This window comes from Propioniciclava coleopterorum (genome assembly GCF_011393335.1).
In the GTDB taxonomy this organism is placed as follows: Bacteria; Actinomycetota; Actinomycetes; order Propionibacteriales; family Propionibacteriaceae; genus Propioniciclava; species Propioniciclava coleopterorum.
Map to the genome: position 1 here is coordinate 2,289,751 of NZ_CP049865.1, position 14,856 is coordinate 2,304,606.

The 14,856-nt window shown below is 72.4% G+C and carries 14 protein-coding genes; 7 read left to right on the forward strand and 7 right to left on the reverse strand.

Going from position 1 to position 14,856, the window contains the following annotated elements; all coding sequences use genetic code 11:
* Positions 1-13 precede the first annotated feature (13 nt).
* Positions 14-556, forward strand: coding sequence for an orotate phosphoribosyltransferase (gene pyrE / locus G7070_RS10935; RefSeq protein ID WP_166233767.1), 543 nt, complete (start codon positions 14-16; stop codon positions 554-556).
* A 109-nt stretch (positions 557-665) separates the two neighbouring features.
* Positions 666-1,718 (forward strand): LemA family protein, encoded by a 1,053-nt coding sequence (locus G7070_RS10940; RefSeq protein ID WP_166233768.1) that lies wholly within the window; start codon positions 666-668, stop codon positions 1,716-1,718.
* Here G7070_RS10940 and G7070_RS10945 read toward each other — a convergent pair whose 3' ends face one another.
* Genes G7070_RS10945 through G7070_RS10955 form a run of 3 tightly spaced genes read right to left on the reverse strand, consistent with a single transcriptional unit; the run spans position 1,719 to position 5,354 of the window.
* Positions 1,719-2,237, reverse strand: coding sequence for a hypothetical protein (locus G7070_RS10945; protein ID WP_166233769.1), 519 nt, complete (start codon positions 2,235-2,237; stop codon positions 1,719-1,721).
* Positions 2,204-4,765, reverse strand: coding sequence for an MFS transporter (locus G7070_RS10950; RefSeq protein WP_206079737.1), 2,562 nt, complete (start codon positions 4,763-4,765; stop codon positions 2,204-2,206). Before G7070_RS10950 ends, G7070_RS10945 begins: the two co-directional genes overlap by 34 nt.
* A gap of 52 nt (positions 4,766-4,817) precedes the next feature.
* On the reverse strand, positions 4,818-5,354 hold the full coding sequence (locus G7070_RS10955; protein WP_166233770.1) for a MarR family winged helix-turn-helix transcriptional regulator: 537 nt from the start codon (positions 5,352-5,354) through the stop codon (positions 4,818-4,820).
* Between the two features lie 65 nt (positions 5,355-5,419).
* Between G7070_RS10955 and G7070_RS10960 the strand changes: the two genes are divergently transcribed.
* Together G7070_RS10960 and G7070_RS10965 are read left to right on the forward strand one after the other, a co-directional pair.
* Positions 5,420-7,432: an ATP-dependent helicase gene (locus G7070_RS10960; protein ID WP_166233771.1), complete on the forward strand. Its 2,013-nt coding sequence runs from the start codon at positions 5,420-5,422 to the stop codon at positions 7,430-7,432.
* Between the two features lie 46 nt (positions 7,433-7,478).
* Positions 7,479-9,674: an MDR family MFS transporter gene (locus G7070_RS10965; protein WP_166233772.1), complete on the forward strand. Its 2,196-nt coding sequence runs from the start codon at positions 7,479-7,481 to the stop codon at positions 9,672-9,674.
* Here the strand turns inward: G7070_RS10965 and G7070_RS10970 are convergent, their stop codons facing one another.
* The gene (locus G7070_RS10970) at positions 9,675-10,628 is read right to left on the reverse strand and encodes a DUF368 domain-containing protein (protein ID WP_166233773.1); all 954 of its coding nucleotides are present in this window, start codon (positions 10,626-10,628) and stop codon (positions 9,675-9,677) included.
* A 186-nt stretch (positions 10,629-10,814) separates the two neighbouring features.
* On the opposite strand from G7070_RS10970, the gene G7070_RS10975 reads away from it, so the two are divergent.
* From G7070_RS10975 to fbaA, 3 genes are all read left to right on the forward strand, one after another.
* Positions 10,815-11,507, forward strand: a complete 693-nt coding sequence (locus G7070_RS10975) for a TrmH family RNA methyltransferase (RefSeq protein WP_166233774.1) — start codon at positions 10,815-10,817, stop codon at positions 11,505-11,507.
* Entirely contained in the window at positions 11,504-12,124 is a 621-nt protein-coding gene (locus G7070_RS10980; RefSeq protein ID WP_166233775.1) for a hypothetical protein, read from the forward strand. Before G7070_RS10975 ends, G7070_RS10980 begins: the two co-directional genes overlap by 4 nt.
* A gap of 179 nt (positions 12,125-12,303) precedes the next feature.
* Entirely contained in the window at positions 12,304-13,323 is a 1,020-nt protein-coding gene (fbaA, locus tag G7070_RS10985) for a class II fructose-bisphosphate aldolase (protein ID WP_166233776.1), read from the forward strand.
* Between the two features lie 58 nt (positions 13,324-13,381).
* Here fbaA and G7070_RS10990 read toward each other — a convergent pair whose 3' ends face one another.
* Genes G7070_RS10990 through G7070_RS11000 form a run of 3 tightly spaced genes read right to left on the reverse strand, consistent with a single transcriptional unit; the run spans position 13,382 to position 14,813 of the window.
* On the reverse strand, positions 13,382-13,576 hold the full coding sequence (locus G7070_RS10990) for a hypothetical protein (RefSeq protein WP_166233777.1): 195 nt from the start codon (positions 13,574-13,576) through the stop codon (positions 13,382-13,384).
* A gap of 59 nt (positions 13,577-13,635) precedes the next feature.
* A complete protein-coding gene (locus G7070_RS10995; protein WP_166233778.1) occupies positions 13,636-14,580 on the reverse strand; it encodes a hypothetical protein in 945 nt (314 codons plus the stop codon).
* Complete coding sequence (locus G7070_RS11000) at positions 14,577-14,813, reverse strand: hypothetical protein (RefSeq protein ID WP_166233779.1); 237 nt, start codon at positions 14,811-14,813, stop codon at positions 14,577-14,579. The genes G7070_RS10995 and G7070_RS11000 overlap by 4 nt, the downstream gene beginning before the upstream one ends.
* Positions 14,814-14,856: the final 43 nt, after the last annotated feature.

The following is a 14,856-nucleotide window of genomic DNA, read 5'->3' on the forward strand; positions in this document are numbered from 1 at the left end:
TAGGCTGAGCGCCATGTCCGACCGCAGCGCGCTCATCGACCACATCTCCGACCTCGCCGTCGTCCGCGGCAAGGTGATCCTGGCCTCGGGCCGCGAGGCCGACTACTACGTCGACCTGCGCCGTGTGACGCTCGACGGCGCCGCGGCACCCCTCGTCGGCAGGGTGATGCGCGAGCTCGTGGCGGACTGGGACTTCGAGGCGGCGGGCGGCCTGACGCTGGGCGCCGACCCGGTCGCGGTCGCCATGCTGCACGCCGCCGCCGCGGCGGGGGAGCGCCTCGACGCGTTCGTCGTCCGCAAGGAGTCCAAGGCCCACGGCCTGCAGCGCCGCATCGAGGGCACCGAGGTCGCCGGACGTCGCGTGCTGGTCGTCGAGGACACCTCCACGACCGGCGGCTCGGTCATGCAGGCCGTCGAGGCGGTGCAGGAGGCCGGCGGCATCGTCGTCGGGGTCGCGACCATCGTGGATCGTGACACCGGCGTCCGGGAGAAGATCGAGGCCGCGGGGCTGCCGTACCGGTTCGCCGTCGGTCTGGACGACCTCGGGCTCGCCTGAGGCGCCCGGCTCGGGGGCTCACCTGAGGCGTCCCGCCCGGGAAAGGATCCGGGGCGTGTCCTGGACGCGGCCGTGTCGCCGCCGGAGGCGCACCGGCTAGTGTGACGCCATGGAGTTCCTATTGATCCTGATCCTCGTCGTGGTCGTCGCCGGCGGTGCCTGGGCCTTCGCGGCCTACAACGGCTTCATCCGGGAACGCAACCTGATCCAGGAGTCCTGGCGTCAGGTCGACGTCGAACTCAACCGTCGCTACGAGCTGATCCCCAACCTGGTGGAGACGGTCCGCGCCTACGCCGCGCACGAGCGGAACACGCTCGAGGGCATCGTCCGGCTGCGCTCGCAGGCCCAGCAGCTCGCCGCTGCCGAAGGTGGCGCGGCCCCGTCCGCGGCCCGGTCGCAGGCGGAGGAGCAGCTGAGCACCGCCGTCCGCGGCCTGATGGTCAGCGTGGAGGCGTACCCGGAGCTGCGCAGCAACCAGAACTTCATCGAGCTGCAGCGCCAGTTGGCCGAGACCGAGGACCGCATCGCAGCGGGCCGCCGGTACTACAACGCCAACGTGCGCAACTACAACACGCGCATCGAGTCGGTGCCGACCAACGTCATCGCGAACATGTTCAAGTTCGAGAAGGCGACCTACTTCGAGGTCAACGAGCCCGAGGTGCGGCGCGCGCCGGACGTGAACTTCGGTGAGATCTCCTACCGGGGCGACACGCCGCAGCAGCAGGGGCAGGTGGGCGCCCAGCACGGCAACGAGCTGCCCAACCCGCAGAACGACCCGTCCCGCTACGGCCAGCAGGCCCCGAACCTCGGCCAGCCGGCCCCCCAGGAGCAGTACCAGGCGCCGAACTACGGCCAGCAGCCGCCGCAGCAGCAGGGTTACCAGGCTCCGAACTATGGCCAGCAGCCGCCGCAGCAGCAGGGTTACCAGGCTCCGAACTATGGCCAGCAGCCGCCGCAGCAGCAGGGCTATCAGGCTCCGAACTACGGCCAGCAGCCCCCGCAGCAGGGTTACCAGGCCCCGGACCAGGGTCAGCAGAGCCCGCAGCAGCAGGGCTACCAGACGCCGAACTACGGCGCGCCGTCCGACCAGCCCCAGGGCGGGACGCCCGAGGGCGGCGACACCCCGACGGACCCGCGCCCCGAGGGCGGCCCGCAGCGGTGATCAACCGCGCGGGCGTCCGACGAGCGTGAGGGCGCCCAGCGCGGCGATGGACGAGCCGCCCAGCAGGAGGTAGATCCCGGCGAAGCCGCGGTTCAGCCCCTGCTGGAACGCCTGCTCGACCTGCGGCCCGGCCGCCCGGATCTCGGACCGGTAGGCGACCAGCGCCTGGTCGAACGTCCCCGGCACCGCATCCCGCAACTCGACGAGCTGGCCCCGCGTGGTGGCCAGCTCGTCGCGCTTCTCCAGGAGGGCGGCGCGGCTGGCGGCCAGATCGTGACGGGCCTGCTCGACCGATGTGCGTCCGGCCCGCAGGTCGTCCCGCGCGCCGGCGAGCGCCGCGCGTCCCTGCTCCAGCTGCGCGCGGGCGGACGCCAGTTCGGCGCGCTGCGCGGTGACGGTGGCCAGCTGGCCGCGCAGGACGTCCCGCTGGGCGGCCGCGGCGTCGCGCTGCCCCTGCAGGTCGGCGATCGCCGCGCGCAGCCCGTTCAGCTGGGCCATGGCCTGTTGCAGGTCGGGCATGCCGGCGGGCGGGCCGGCCGGTGTGGTCGGCGCGGGCGCGGTCGGGGCGCCCGTCGGCGTCGCGGGACCGGTCGGCGTGGGGGAGGCTGTGGGGGACGGCGTGGGCGTGGCCGTGGGTGTCGGCGTGGGCGTGGCGGTCGGCTTCGGGTGGGTGTGGCGGTCGGCGTGGGCGTCGGAGTGGGGCTCGCCGTCGGCGTGGGCGTAGCCGTGGTGCTCGGCGTCGGAGTGGCCGTGGCGCTCGGTGTGGCTGTCGCGCTCGGCGTCGGTGTTGCGCTCGGGGTGCGCGTCGGCGTCGGAGTGGCGGTGGCGCTCGGCGTCGGGGTCGGGCTGGACGTCGGGGTCGGGGTGGCGGTCGCGCGCGGCGTCGCCGTTGCGGTCGGGGTGGGCGTCGCCGTTGCGGTGGGCGTCGGCGTCGCCGTGGCGGCGTGCGGGCTCGCGGTCAGCGGCGGCCGGGATCCGTCCCGGGTCGCGCGGAGCGGGGCGGCCGTGGGGGCCTGGATGCCTGTGGGGGGCTGCGGGGCGGCGCCGGGAGCACCGGGCATGCCGGGCGTCCCCGGGATCGAGGCGGGCGGCCCGGCGTGCGCGGCGGCCGCGGCCTGGGCGGCGGCGATGCCCCGCTCCGCCTGGGCGAGGGCGGCCCGCTGCTGGGCCAGGCCGGCGTCCATGCCGGCCACGGCGCGGTCGAGCCCGGCCACGCCGGCGCGCATGCCGGACGCGGCGGAGTCCAGGCCCGTCACGCCCCGGGACATCTTCGCGAGGGCGGCGTCCATGTCGGACAGCTTGCGGGTCATCTGGTCGATGCCGTCGGTCATGCCGGGGAGCTTGTCGTCCATGTCGGACAGTCCGTCGGCCATGTCGGAGGCCGCGGCGTCCATGCTCGTCACGCCGGAGTCCAGCCCGTCGATGCCGGACTGCACCCCCGCCTGGATCGTGGCGACCGTGGCGGGCGTCTCCTGGTCGAACATCGTCTCGGCGACATGCTCGGACACCCCGACGATCGTCGTGACGTCGGCGTTGCGCAACTCGTCGGTGAGGTCCTGGGGCAGCGAGCCGCCGCCCGCGGTGTCGATGGTGACCTCGGTGGTGTCGAGGGCGGACAGGTCGATGCCCGCGACCTTGTCCTTGAGGTCGGGGTCCTGCTGCCAGGCGGTCAGCGTGCGCTTCAGCTCGGCCGCATGCGGCAGGGCGGGGACGGCGACCCGGGTGGGCAGCACGCCGGTGACGTCGTCCTGGACGACCACGCCGGCCTGGGCCAGGAACCCGACCATCACCGCGGGGGCCAGCGTCGTGCCGATCGAGCGGACCAGCGACAGGGTGGCCAGCGCGGAACTGGACTCCTCCTCGCGCGTCCGCTCCAACATCATGTAGTTGAGCGGCGAGCCGATGACGAAGCCCAACCCCAGCCCGACCAGGCCGAGCGAGACCATGACGCTGGTCAGCGACGGGGACGGGATCGCCCACCAGACGATGCAGGCGGCGGCGATCGCGCTGACGAGCAGGCCGAAGCCCAGGACGGGCTTGGCGCCGAACCGGTCGGTGAGTCGCCCCGAGAGCGGAGCCCCGATGCCGGACGTCAGCCCGAGCGCGATGACCACGTAGCCGCCGCTGCCCGCGGGCAGGCGCAGCGAGTTCTCGGCGAACTGGGGCACGAACACCACGCCCATCAGGATCACGCCGCTGAGCAGCGAGAGCAGCAGCGTCAGGGCGATGCCGCGATCGGTGAAGTAGCTCAGGTTGAGCACCGGGTCGGCCGCGCGCCGCTCGACCAGGATCAGGATCGGCAACAGCACGACGAACGCGGCCAGGTAGGGCCACACGTCGGTGCTGGTCACGCTGCCCGTCACGTCCAGGTAGTCCAGGTTCCGCAGCCCGTAGAGCAGCGCCAGGATCATCGCGACGAGGAGCATGCTGCCCCACACGTCGATGGGTGTCGGCTCGCCGCGGTGGTTCGGCAGCAGCAGAACCCCGGCGCCCACGATAGCCAGGGAGATGGGGACGTTGACGTAGAAGATCCACTGCCAGTTGTCGTTCCCGACGATGTTCAGGATCAGGCTGCCCGCCGACGCGCCGAAGATGTTCGCCACGCCGTAGACGGCCCCGACCAGGCCCAGTGCCAGGCCCCGGCGCTCCTTGGGCACCTCGGTCCCGATCTCGGCGGTCGCGATGGGGAGGATGCCGCCGCCGCCGACGGCCTGCAGGGCGCGGGCGGCGATGAGCATCTCGAAGCTCCCGACGTCCTGGGACAGGCCGCACAGCAGCGAGCCGACGCCGAACAGCGAGATCGAGAGCAGGTAGATCGGCTTGCGTCCGTTGCGGTCGGCGAGCTTGCCCATGATCGGGATGGCCGCCGCGTAGGCGAGCGTGTAGATCGTGATCATCCAGATGCCGGAGGCCTCGTCCACCCCGAGGTGGGTCGCGATGATCGGACGCGCCGGCGTCACGATGCCGGTGTCGATGGCGCCCATGAAGATGCCCAGAAGGTAGAGCGTCATCGGGGCTGCCCAGAGCTTGTTCGCCGATGTGGTCACGCGCCCGAGCATACGCGCGATCGTTCAAAAACTGAACGGTTCGAGGATTGAACTATTCGGGCAGGTTCCGCCCGAAGTCCGTCAGCGACGCGTTCACGTCGGCCAGGAACCGGACGCACAGGGCCAGGTCGTCGGTGCTGTACGCCGCCAGGGCGTCCTCGTGGATGTGCCGCAGCGGGCCGAAGAACGCCGTCGCGACCTCGAGGCCCTTCTCCCCGATGCGCAGCCGCACCCGGCGCCGGTCGTGCGGGTCCGGATCGCGCCACACGTGCCCGGACTCGGCGAGCCGGTCGACCAGGTAGCTGACCGCCGCCGGCGTCAGGTGCAGCTCGTGGGCGAGCTGGCCGCCCGTCAGGGGGTGGCCGTCGCGCTCGGCGCGGTGGATCGCGGTCAGGGCGCGGAAGTCGGACTTCGCCAGCGACTGCCGGGAGGCGAAGGCGGCGCCGATCTGGTCCGCCACCAGCGAGAGCCCCTGCAGCTGGCCCACGATCCCGCCGATGAGCGCCTCACGGGGCGGCGTCGGGTCGCCGGGGGCGCCGGGACGCGCGCCCGTGTCGTCGGGGTGCGTGACCGCGGCTTCGGCGTCCATGGGGGCATGCTAGTCCGGCCGCCGCGGCGAAACTGTCGGACCCCGCGCCTAGCGTGACCACGGTGATGACGAACGACTGGTCCGAGGGCCTCGACGGCCCGCAGCGCGAGGCGGTCGAGCACGGCGACGGTCCGCTCATCGTCGCGGCCGGAGCCGGCACGGGCAAGACGCGGGTGCTCACGGCGCGGGTGGCGCGGCTGCTGGACGCCGGCGTGCCGCCCGAGCGCATCCTCCTGCTGACGTTCACGCGCCGGGCGGCGGCGTCGATGACGAGCCGGGCCGCCGCGCTGTGCAGCGACCCGCAGGCCGCGCAGCGGATCGCGGGCGGCACCTTCCACGCGGTCGCGCACCGGGTGGTCGCGGAGTACGCCCAGCACCTGGGGCTGCGCGACGTCACGGTGCTCGACCCCGACGACGTCATCGACCTGCTCGACCTGCTGCGCGACGAGCACGGCCTAGACGGCACGCAGCGTCGGCTTCCGACGACCCGGGCGATCGCCGACATCTGCTCGCGCGCCGTCAACACCGGGACGCCGGCCCGCGCCGTCATCGCCGACCAGTTCGGCTGGGCCCTGGACAGCGCCGACCAGATCGTCGAACTCCTGCGCCACTACGCGGCCCGCAAGCGCGAGCGCGGCCTGCTCGACCTGGACGACCTGCTGGTCGCGTGGCGCGCCCTCGTCCGGGATCCCGGCGTGGGGGCCCGGCTGCGCGCCCGCTGGGACTGGGTGCTGGTCGACGAGTACCAGGACGTCAACCAGCTCCAGGTCGACATCGTCCACGGGCTGGCCCCCGACGGCACCGGGCTCACGGTCGTGGGCGACGACGCCCAGGCCATCTACGGGTTCCGCGGCGCGAGCGCCGGGCACCTGCTCACCCTCGCCGACTCGTTCCCGGGCTCGCGCCTGGTCACGCTGCAGCGGAACTTCCGCTCGACCCAGCCGATCCTGGATCTCGCCAACGAGGCGCGTCCCGGCGACCTCCCGATCCGGCTGCTGGCCGACCGCGCGGCGCGCGGGGAGCGGCCGGGGCTGGTGGTGTGCGAGAACGGCGACGACGAGGCGCGCACCGTGGCCGACCGCATCCTGGCCGCCCACACCGACGGCCTGCCCCTGCGCGAGCAGGCCGTCCTGATGCGCACGGGCAGCCACAGCGCGCTGCTGGAGGTCGAGCTGAAGGTGCGCAACATCCCCTTCGTGAAGTTCGGCGGGATCGGCTACCTCGAGACGGCGCACGTCCGGGATCTGCTCGCGTCGTTCCGCGTCGTGCTCAACCCCGCCGACGAGGTGTCCTGGTACCGGCTGCTGGGGCGCCACCGCGGCATCGGCAAGGTGCACGCCCGCTCGCTCGCCCGGATGCTCGCCGACGGCGGCACCGAGCGGGCGGCCGAGGCCGTCGCCGAGGCGCCGGCCCGCGCCCGGACGGGCCTCCAGGGCACCCTGACGCTGCTGGGCTCGGTGGACGCCGCCACGGCGGTCCCCGCGATCGTGGACGCCTGCCACGGGGCGGTCGACCCGCTGCTGCGGCAGCACTACCCCGACTGGCAGCGCCGCGTCACCGATGTGGACGGCGTCGCCCGCGCGGCGGCCCAGCACGCCGACCTGCGGGCGTTCGTGGGCGAGCAGGCGATCGACCCGGTCGACCTGGCGGGCGACTGGGCCAAGGATCCGCACCTGGACGAGGACTGGGTGACCCTGTCCACCATCCACTCCGCCAAGGGGCTGGAGTGGGGGGCCGTGCACCTGATCCGGGGCTGCGACGGCGCCCTGCCCTCCGACATGGCGCTGGGCAGCGACGACGGCCTGGCCGAGGAGCAGCGGCTCTTCTACGTGGCCCTCACCCGGGCCCGCGACACCCTGGACGTGTACGTACCCGCGCGCCTGCCCACGCATCCCACGAGCTTCAACGCCCGGTTCATTATGACCAAGCCGAGCCGGTTCCTCGCGCCCGAGGCGCGCGCGCTCATGGACGAGACCGACACGCGGGCGTCCCGCGGCGAGGTCCCCGCCCAGGGCGCCGAGGCGCCGCCGGCGGTGGCGCGGGTGCGGCTCGACGAGTTCGACGACCTGTTCGCCTGAGACGGCCCATGACCCGTTCCGGGTGGCCCGGAGTATGGTCCCTTCGGTGACGACGGGTGCGCAGGAGTTCGATTTCGCGAAGATCAGGTGGATCTACTTCGGCCTGCTGATCGGCATGTTCACCTCATCGATCAGCCAGACCATCGTGAGTCCGGCCATCCCGCGGATCGTGTCGGAGCTCGGCGGCGTCCAGTACTACTCGTGGCTGTCCACGATCGTGATGCTCGTCTCGGCGATCATCACCCCCGTGAGCGGCAAGTTGGCCGACATGTTCGGACGCAAGCGGTTCTACGTCCTCGGCCTGGTCGTCTTCCTGTTCGGCTCGATCCTGTCCGGCGCCGCCCAGACCTTCACGTGGCTGATCGTGTCGCGGGCGATCCAGGGCGTGGGCATGGGCGTGCTCATGCCCCTGTCCCAGACGATCCTGGGCGACATCATCCCGCCCCGGCAGCGCGGCAAGTACGCCGGGTACATGGGGGCGCTGATGGGGGCCGCCCAGGTGGCGGGCCCGCTGATCGGCGGCATCATCACCGACCTGTCCACGTGGCGCTGGCTGTTCTACGTCAACCTGCCCGTCGGCCTGTTCGCGCTGTTCCTGGTCATCCGGTTCATGAACGTGCCCGAGCTCGACATCCCGCGCCGGGTCGACTACGCGGGCATCACGACCATGACCATCGGCGTCTCCTCGGCGCTTCTCGGCATCAGCTTCGGGGGCACGCTGGGCTGGCTGGACCCGATGGTCGTGGCGCTGCTGCTGGTCGGCGCCGTCTTCCTGGTGGCCTTCGTCTGGGTCGAGGGTCGCGCGGCGGAGCCCATCGTGCCGCTGCACCTGTTCCGCAACTCGATCTTCACGTGGTCCGTCGTGGCCTCCTGCTTCATGAACATGGGGCTGATGGCCCTCATCATCTACACCCCCGTGTACGCCCAGGGCGTGCTGGGGGTCTCGGCGACCGAGTCGGGGCTGATCCTCATCCCGATGAACGTCGGGCTGTTCGTCATGGGCATCGTGATCGGCAACCTCACGACCCGGACGGGCCGCTACAAGTCGTTCATGGTGGCCGGGGTGGTCCTGATGGGGGTCGCGACGGTCCTGATGACGCGCCTCACCGCCGACTCGACGTCGCTGCAGCTCACCGCGTTCACCACGCTGTTCGGGCTCGGCGTGGGCATGGCCTTCCAGCTCTACGTGCTCACCGTGCAGAACGCGGTGCAGCGGCGCGATCTCGGGCCCGCGACGTCGTCGCTGCAGTTCTTCCGCAACGTCGCCAACACCCTGGGCACGGCGGTCGCCGGCACGATCATGACCTCGCAGCTCCAGTCGGGCATCAACTGGCGGATGACCCCCAAGGCCCGCTCCGAGGCGCCGCCCGGCGGCATCGACCCCAACGTCGTGCTCAACCACGAGGCGCTGTCCAAGCTCCCCGAGTCCGTCGTCATCATCCTCAAGGCCGCGCTGGCCGATGCCATGCACAGCATCTACGCGCTGCTGCCGTGGCTCGCGCTGGTCGTGCTGGCCGCGACCCTGGCCATCAAGGCGATCCCGCTGCGGGACTCCCTGCCTCCGCTCGAGCCCGAGAAGGCCCTGGACTCCGCCACGATGAGCGCCGCGGACCCGAACACGCTGCCGCTCACCGAGGAGGAGTTCCGCGCCCGCAGCACCGAGCGCATGATGGCCGCCCACCTCATCCTGCTCATCGAGCAGGTCAAGCGCGGCGAGAACGAGATGCTGCGCGCCGCCGTCGCCGAGTACGGGGACGGGGACCTGCAGCGCGGGCTGCAATTGCTGCGCTCGACGAGCACGATGCTGCTGGCCGAGGACCCCGCGGTCATCGACGAGCACGAGGAGTTCGCGGTCGAGCTGTCCGACCGTGGGCAGAAGCGGGAGATGCTCAGCCGCGACATCACCGACGAGCTGAACCGGATCGCCGCCCAGGTGGCGCGGCACGCCGGGCCGGCGGGCCCCGCGGTGAAGCCGCGACTCGGCACGTCGCGGGGGATCGACGCCCGCGCGCTGCAGCGGGCCGTGTGGATGCTGGACACCGCGCTGGTCGCGGACTTCGCCGAGCGACGCTGGAACGCCGTGGACGACACCGACGGCCCCGAGCCGATCATCGCCGTCGACGACGAGACGCCGGTCGACCGCTGGCCGGTGTCAGAGGCGACACCGGGCGAGGGGCCCGACGGCGACGAGGGCCCGGACGGCGACGAGGGCCCGGCGGCGCCCGAGGCGTCCGGGCGCTAGCTACCGGCCCCCGGCGTCGATGGCCTCGCGCTCGCCGGAGTAGCGGTCCTCGACCTTGCTGAAGGCCCAGGACGCCAGGACGCCCAGCGCGAGCATGACCGCGCAGCTGAGGAGGAAGACGGGCAGCGACAGCCCGCTCTTGTCGATCGCCGCCTGCGTGAACACGACGGTGGGGAAGATGGCCAGCGACGAGCCGACCACCATGCCGAGGATGAAGTGGTACATCGCCGAGTAGTGGTGGGCGAAGGCCCAGTCGGCGCCCTTGGCGAACAGCAGGACGCACAGCACCAGGCCGACGAACAGCGGGAGGAAGACGCCCGGGTCGAAGTCCTTGATGCCGGCGGCCATCTTGTCGTACAGGCCGAAGTAGATGAGGAAGTTGGACGGGCTCATGCCGGGCACGATGACGCCCAGGCCGATGAGCGCGCCCGACCCGAGCCACACGCCGATGTTCGGGGTCACGCTGAGGTCGGACTGGCCGCCCACCAGCATGATCGCGAAGATCGCGACCGCGGCGACGGCGAGGATGATCCAGTCCTTGGTCGAGCGGCCCTGCTTGCCCGCCTGGCGCCACAGCGACGGGAACGTGCCGATCACGAAGCCGATGAACAGCGTGACGAACGCGGCCTCGTAGCGGCCGAACGCGGCGGCCACCACGATCGAGAACAGCACGACGCCGATGACCCCGCCGATCCCGATCGGGATGAAGTAGCGGACGTTGGCCCAGAAGCGGTGGCGCAGGTTGGCCAGGAACCGGATCATCGGGTCGTAGACCTTGAAGATCACCGCCAGCACGCCGCCGGACAGGCCCGGCAGGATGAAGCCGATCCCGATCGCGATGCCCTTCAGCAGCCGGACGATCCAGGCGCCGGCCGACTCGGGGACGTCGAGGTAGGCGTCCTGCGAGGGGGACGGCGTCGCGCCGGTGGCGTCGGGGGACGGGGTCTGCGACATGGTCTGCGCTCACTTTCCGGGGACGAGGCCCTGATCGAGGGTACCCGGGCGCCCCTGCGCCGCCGAAGTCCCCACCCGGACGGTTGCAGGGTCCGCCCGGCAACGTCCGGCGGGGCCGCCGTGGTGGCCGACGGCCGTGGGGCGGCGGAGACGCCGGCGCGCGGAACGCCACTAGGGTGAGCCGCGATGAACGAGCCAGTCCCGCCCGCCGCGTCCCTCGTCGACCCGGACGCCGTCCCGGAGGATCCCACCGCGGCGTCCGTCGGCGTCGGGCCGCACCCGCGCCCCTGGCCCGACGACCCGCGGCTCGACCCGGAGCTGCTGGCCGAGGGGGACCGGCGCAACGTGCTGGACCGGTACCGCTACTGGTCGGTCGAGGCGATCGTCGCCGACCTGGACGCGTCCCGCGCGCGGCTGCACGTGGCGATCCAGAACTGGGAGCACGACTTCAACATCGGCTCGGTGGTGCGCACCGCCAACGCCTTCAACGTCGCGGGCGTCCACATCCTCGGACGCCGGCGCTGGAACCGCCGCGGCGCGATGGTGACCGACCGGTACCTGCACGTCTTCCACCACCCGACCGCGGCCGACTTCGCCGCCTGGCTCGTCGAGCACCGGGTCACGGCCGTCGGCGTGGACAATCTGCCCGGCTCGGTGCCGCTCGAGGGCGTCGAACTGCCGCGCGACTGCTGCCTGGTCTTCGGCTCCGAGGGGCCCGGACTGACCGACGAGGTGGTGGCGCTGTGCTCCTCGCTGGTGGCCATCACCCAGTACGGCTCGACCCGCTCGCTGAACGCGGGGGCCGCCGCGGCGATCGCCATGTACCAGTGGTCGCTGCAGCACCGCGCCCGACCCCCGCTCACGACCCGGGGAGCATGAGTCCCCTGTTCGCCCCGCGGGAACGGGGCGGGACGGAGGTGCCCGGTAAGCTCGCCGCCATGGACGTGCTCAGCTACCCGGTGCTCATGGATCCCGAGCCCGCGGTGCTGCGCTGGCGCGCGCGACGGGGCCGGGTCATCAGCCGCGTGATCGGGCTGGTCATCTCGGTCGCGATCTGGGCGGTCATCTGGTGGCTGAACCGGGAGAACCTCTGGCAGGGCTTCTGGTGGATCCTCGGGATCAGCCTGGGCATCTCGGTGGCCCTGCTGCTGTGGTCGGCGATCACCGCGCACCTTGCCAAGCGCGACGTCAAGGCGCTGCACGAGGGGCTCGCGCTGGGCCTGGGCCGCGACGGCATCTACCTCGACGGGCCGGTGCCCTGGGACGCGATCCGCGCCTTCCTGGTGAAGCCGGGCCGCCTGAAGGGGAGCGCGACGCTCGTCGTCGTCTCGAAGGCCGGCACGTGGCGGACGCTGCCGCTGCAGTGGCTCGACCAGACCCCCGCGGCGATCGACAACGCCATCCGCGCGCTGTCGGCGAACCGCCTCCGGATCGACCTCGCCCCGATCGACCGCGACGTCACGGTCGCGCACGAGTGGAGCGTGGCGGCCGCCTGAGCGCCGGGCCGCCCCAGAGCGCTAGACTCACAGGAGTCCGACGCGTTGTAGTACTCGTTGTCCGGCCCGTGGGCGTCGCCGTCTCGGCGGCCCCGGTCCACCGGTCGACCGGGCTGCGACGCGCACCAAGATGCGACAGAATAGAAGACGTAGAAACTGTCTTCCGTGAGGAGAAGAAAATGCCGATCGCAACGCCCGAGGTGTACGCCGAGATGATCGATCGGGCGAAGTCGAAGGGCTTCGCCTACCCGGCGATCAACGTCACGTCGTCCCAGACCCTGAACGCGGCCCTGAAGGGCTTCGCCGACGCCAACAGCGATGGCATCATCCAGTTCTCGACCGGCGGCGCGGAGTACGCGTCCGGCCAGGCCGTCAAGAACATGGTGACCGGCGCCGTCGCGCTGGCCGAGTTCGCCCACGTCGTCGCCGAGCAGTACCCGGTGAACATCGCGATCCACACCGACCACTGCCCCAAGGACAAGCTGGACACCTACGTGCGCCCGCTGCTCGAGGTCTCCGCCGAGCGCGTCAAGGCCGGCAAGAACCCGCTGTTCCAGTCCCACATGTGGGACGGCTCGGCCGTGCCGCTGGACGAGAACCTCGCCATCGCCGAGGAGCTGCTCGCCAAGACGTCGGCCAACCACCAGATCCTCGAGATCGAGGTCGGCGTGGTCGGCGGCGAGGAGGACGGCGTCGCCCACGAGATCAACGAGAAGCTGTACTCGACCATCGAGGACGGCCTGGCCACCGCCGCGGCGCTCGGCCTGGGCGAGAAGGGTCGCTACATCACGGCGCTGACCTTCGGCAACGTGCACGGCGTCTACAAGCCCGGCGCGGTGAAGCTGCGCCCGGCCGTCCTGAAGGAGATCCAGGACGCGGTCGCGGCCAAGTACGGTCGTGAGCGCCCGTTCGACCTGGTGTTCCACGGCGGCTCCGGCTCCAGCCCCGAGGAGATCGCCGAGGCGGTCGCCAACGGCGTCATCAAGATGAACGTCGACACCGACACCCAGTACGCGTTCACGCGTCCGGTCGCCGGCTGGATGATGAGCAACTACGACGGCGTCCTCAAGATCGACGGCGAGGTCGGCAACAAGAAGAAGTACGACCCGCGCGCCTGGGGCAAGGAGGCCGAGGCCGGCATGGCGGCCCGCATCGTCGAGGCCTGCCAGGACCTGGGCTCGGTCGGCACGCACGTCTGAGCCGACCCGACGCACGACCGCGGCGTCCGCCCCCTCGGGGACGGGCGCCGTCGGCGTCTCAGGAGCGCGCCAGCTCCGCGGTGATCGCGGCCGCGATCGAGCCGTCGAGGTTGCGGGGCGTCCAGCCCTCGGTGCGCACCCACTCGCTCGTGCAGCCGGAGCAGGCGAAGACGAGGTCGCCGTCGCGCTCCTCTCCGGTGGGGGACCAGTCGCAGCGGGACTGGCACGGTTCCTGGCGCAGGGCGTGTGGCATGGGGCCATCATCCCAAGTCCGCGGGTCGCGCGGGCCGGGATCAGGCAGCCCGGACGGCCTCAGGTCGTCTCGCTGATGTAGGCGGCCAGCGCGTAGCGCTGGTGCTGCAGGCCGAAGCCGCCCGCCAGATGCCGGGTCAGCGGGTGCAGGAGCCGTCCCAGGACGCCGAAGGTGCGGTAGCCGTATTCGTGCACCAGGTCCGTTCCGCCGGGGCCGTCCGTGAGCGTGAAGCGGTGGTAGCCCAGCGGCTCGCCGGCGTGGCGGGGCGCCTGCAGGATCCGCATGGTCCAGGTGAGCACGTCGCGTCCGGGCTCCTCCTCCCGGCCGAGTTCGGCGCCCAGCGTCATGGACCGGGAGCCGCGGGCGAGCTCCGCGCTCAGCCCGTCGGGGGCGACGTCGCCCTCGCCGAACGCCGAGAAGTAGGGCAGCGCGGCGGGGGCGGCGAGCAGGTCCGCGGCCCGGGCGCGCGGCGTGGACACGTACGAGCCCACCGCGCGGGCGAAGGCCGGGGCGGGCAGGAGGCCCGGGGCCACGGGGACGGTGGCCGCCGCGAACGGGTCCGTCGACCCCTCCTTCAGGGGCGCCACCAGCTCCTGCGGCGCGACGCCGTCGGCGTTCACCAGCCGCCGCACCGCCCCCGAGGGCTCCTGCAACAGCGCGACGAGCAGCGCGAAGGTGTCGGGCGCCCTGGAGGCCGCGTCGGTGATCGCGCGGGCGCGCGCCGTCTCCTTGTACCCGCCCGTACCGGTGGCCGCGAAGGGCAGGGGCTCGGGCAGGGCGTCGGACGCGAGGCCGAGCCCGGCCAGGTCGTCGCTGAGGGCCTCGCGCGCCCGCTCGCGGGCCGAGGCGAGCGTGATCCCGTGGCCGCCGAGCAGTCTGGCCGCGGCGCCGCCGACGCCGAGGAGCCCGAGGTACTGGTGGTCGACGTCCACGGCGTCCGCGCGCTGACGCTCGGCCTCCCGCCAGGAGGCGCTCAGCCAGGCGTGGGTGAGGGAGGGCTTCATCGCGGGGTCCTTCCGGGGAGCGGGAATCGTTTGGCGTACTTCTTGTGGACGGCCTGCCGGGTCACCCCGAGGGCGGCGGCGATCTCCACCCAGCCGCGGCCGGCGCGCAGGGCGTTCTCGACCTGCTGCGACTCGAGCATGTCCGCGACCCGGCGCAGCGAGGCCACCGCGCGCAGCCCGGCGAGGGGGTCGGCCGCGTCGGCCGCCGTCCGGGCGATCTCGGCTGGTTCCATGTCCAGCAACCTAGGTTGACCAGCCCCGCGGTGTCAACTCAGG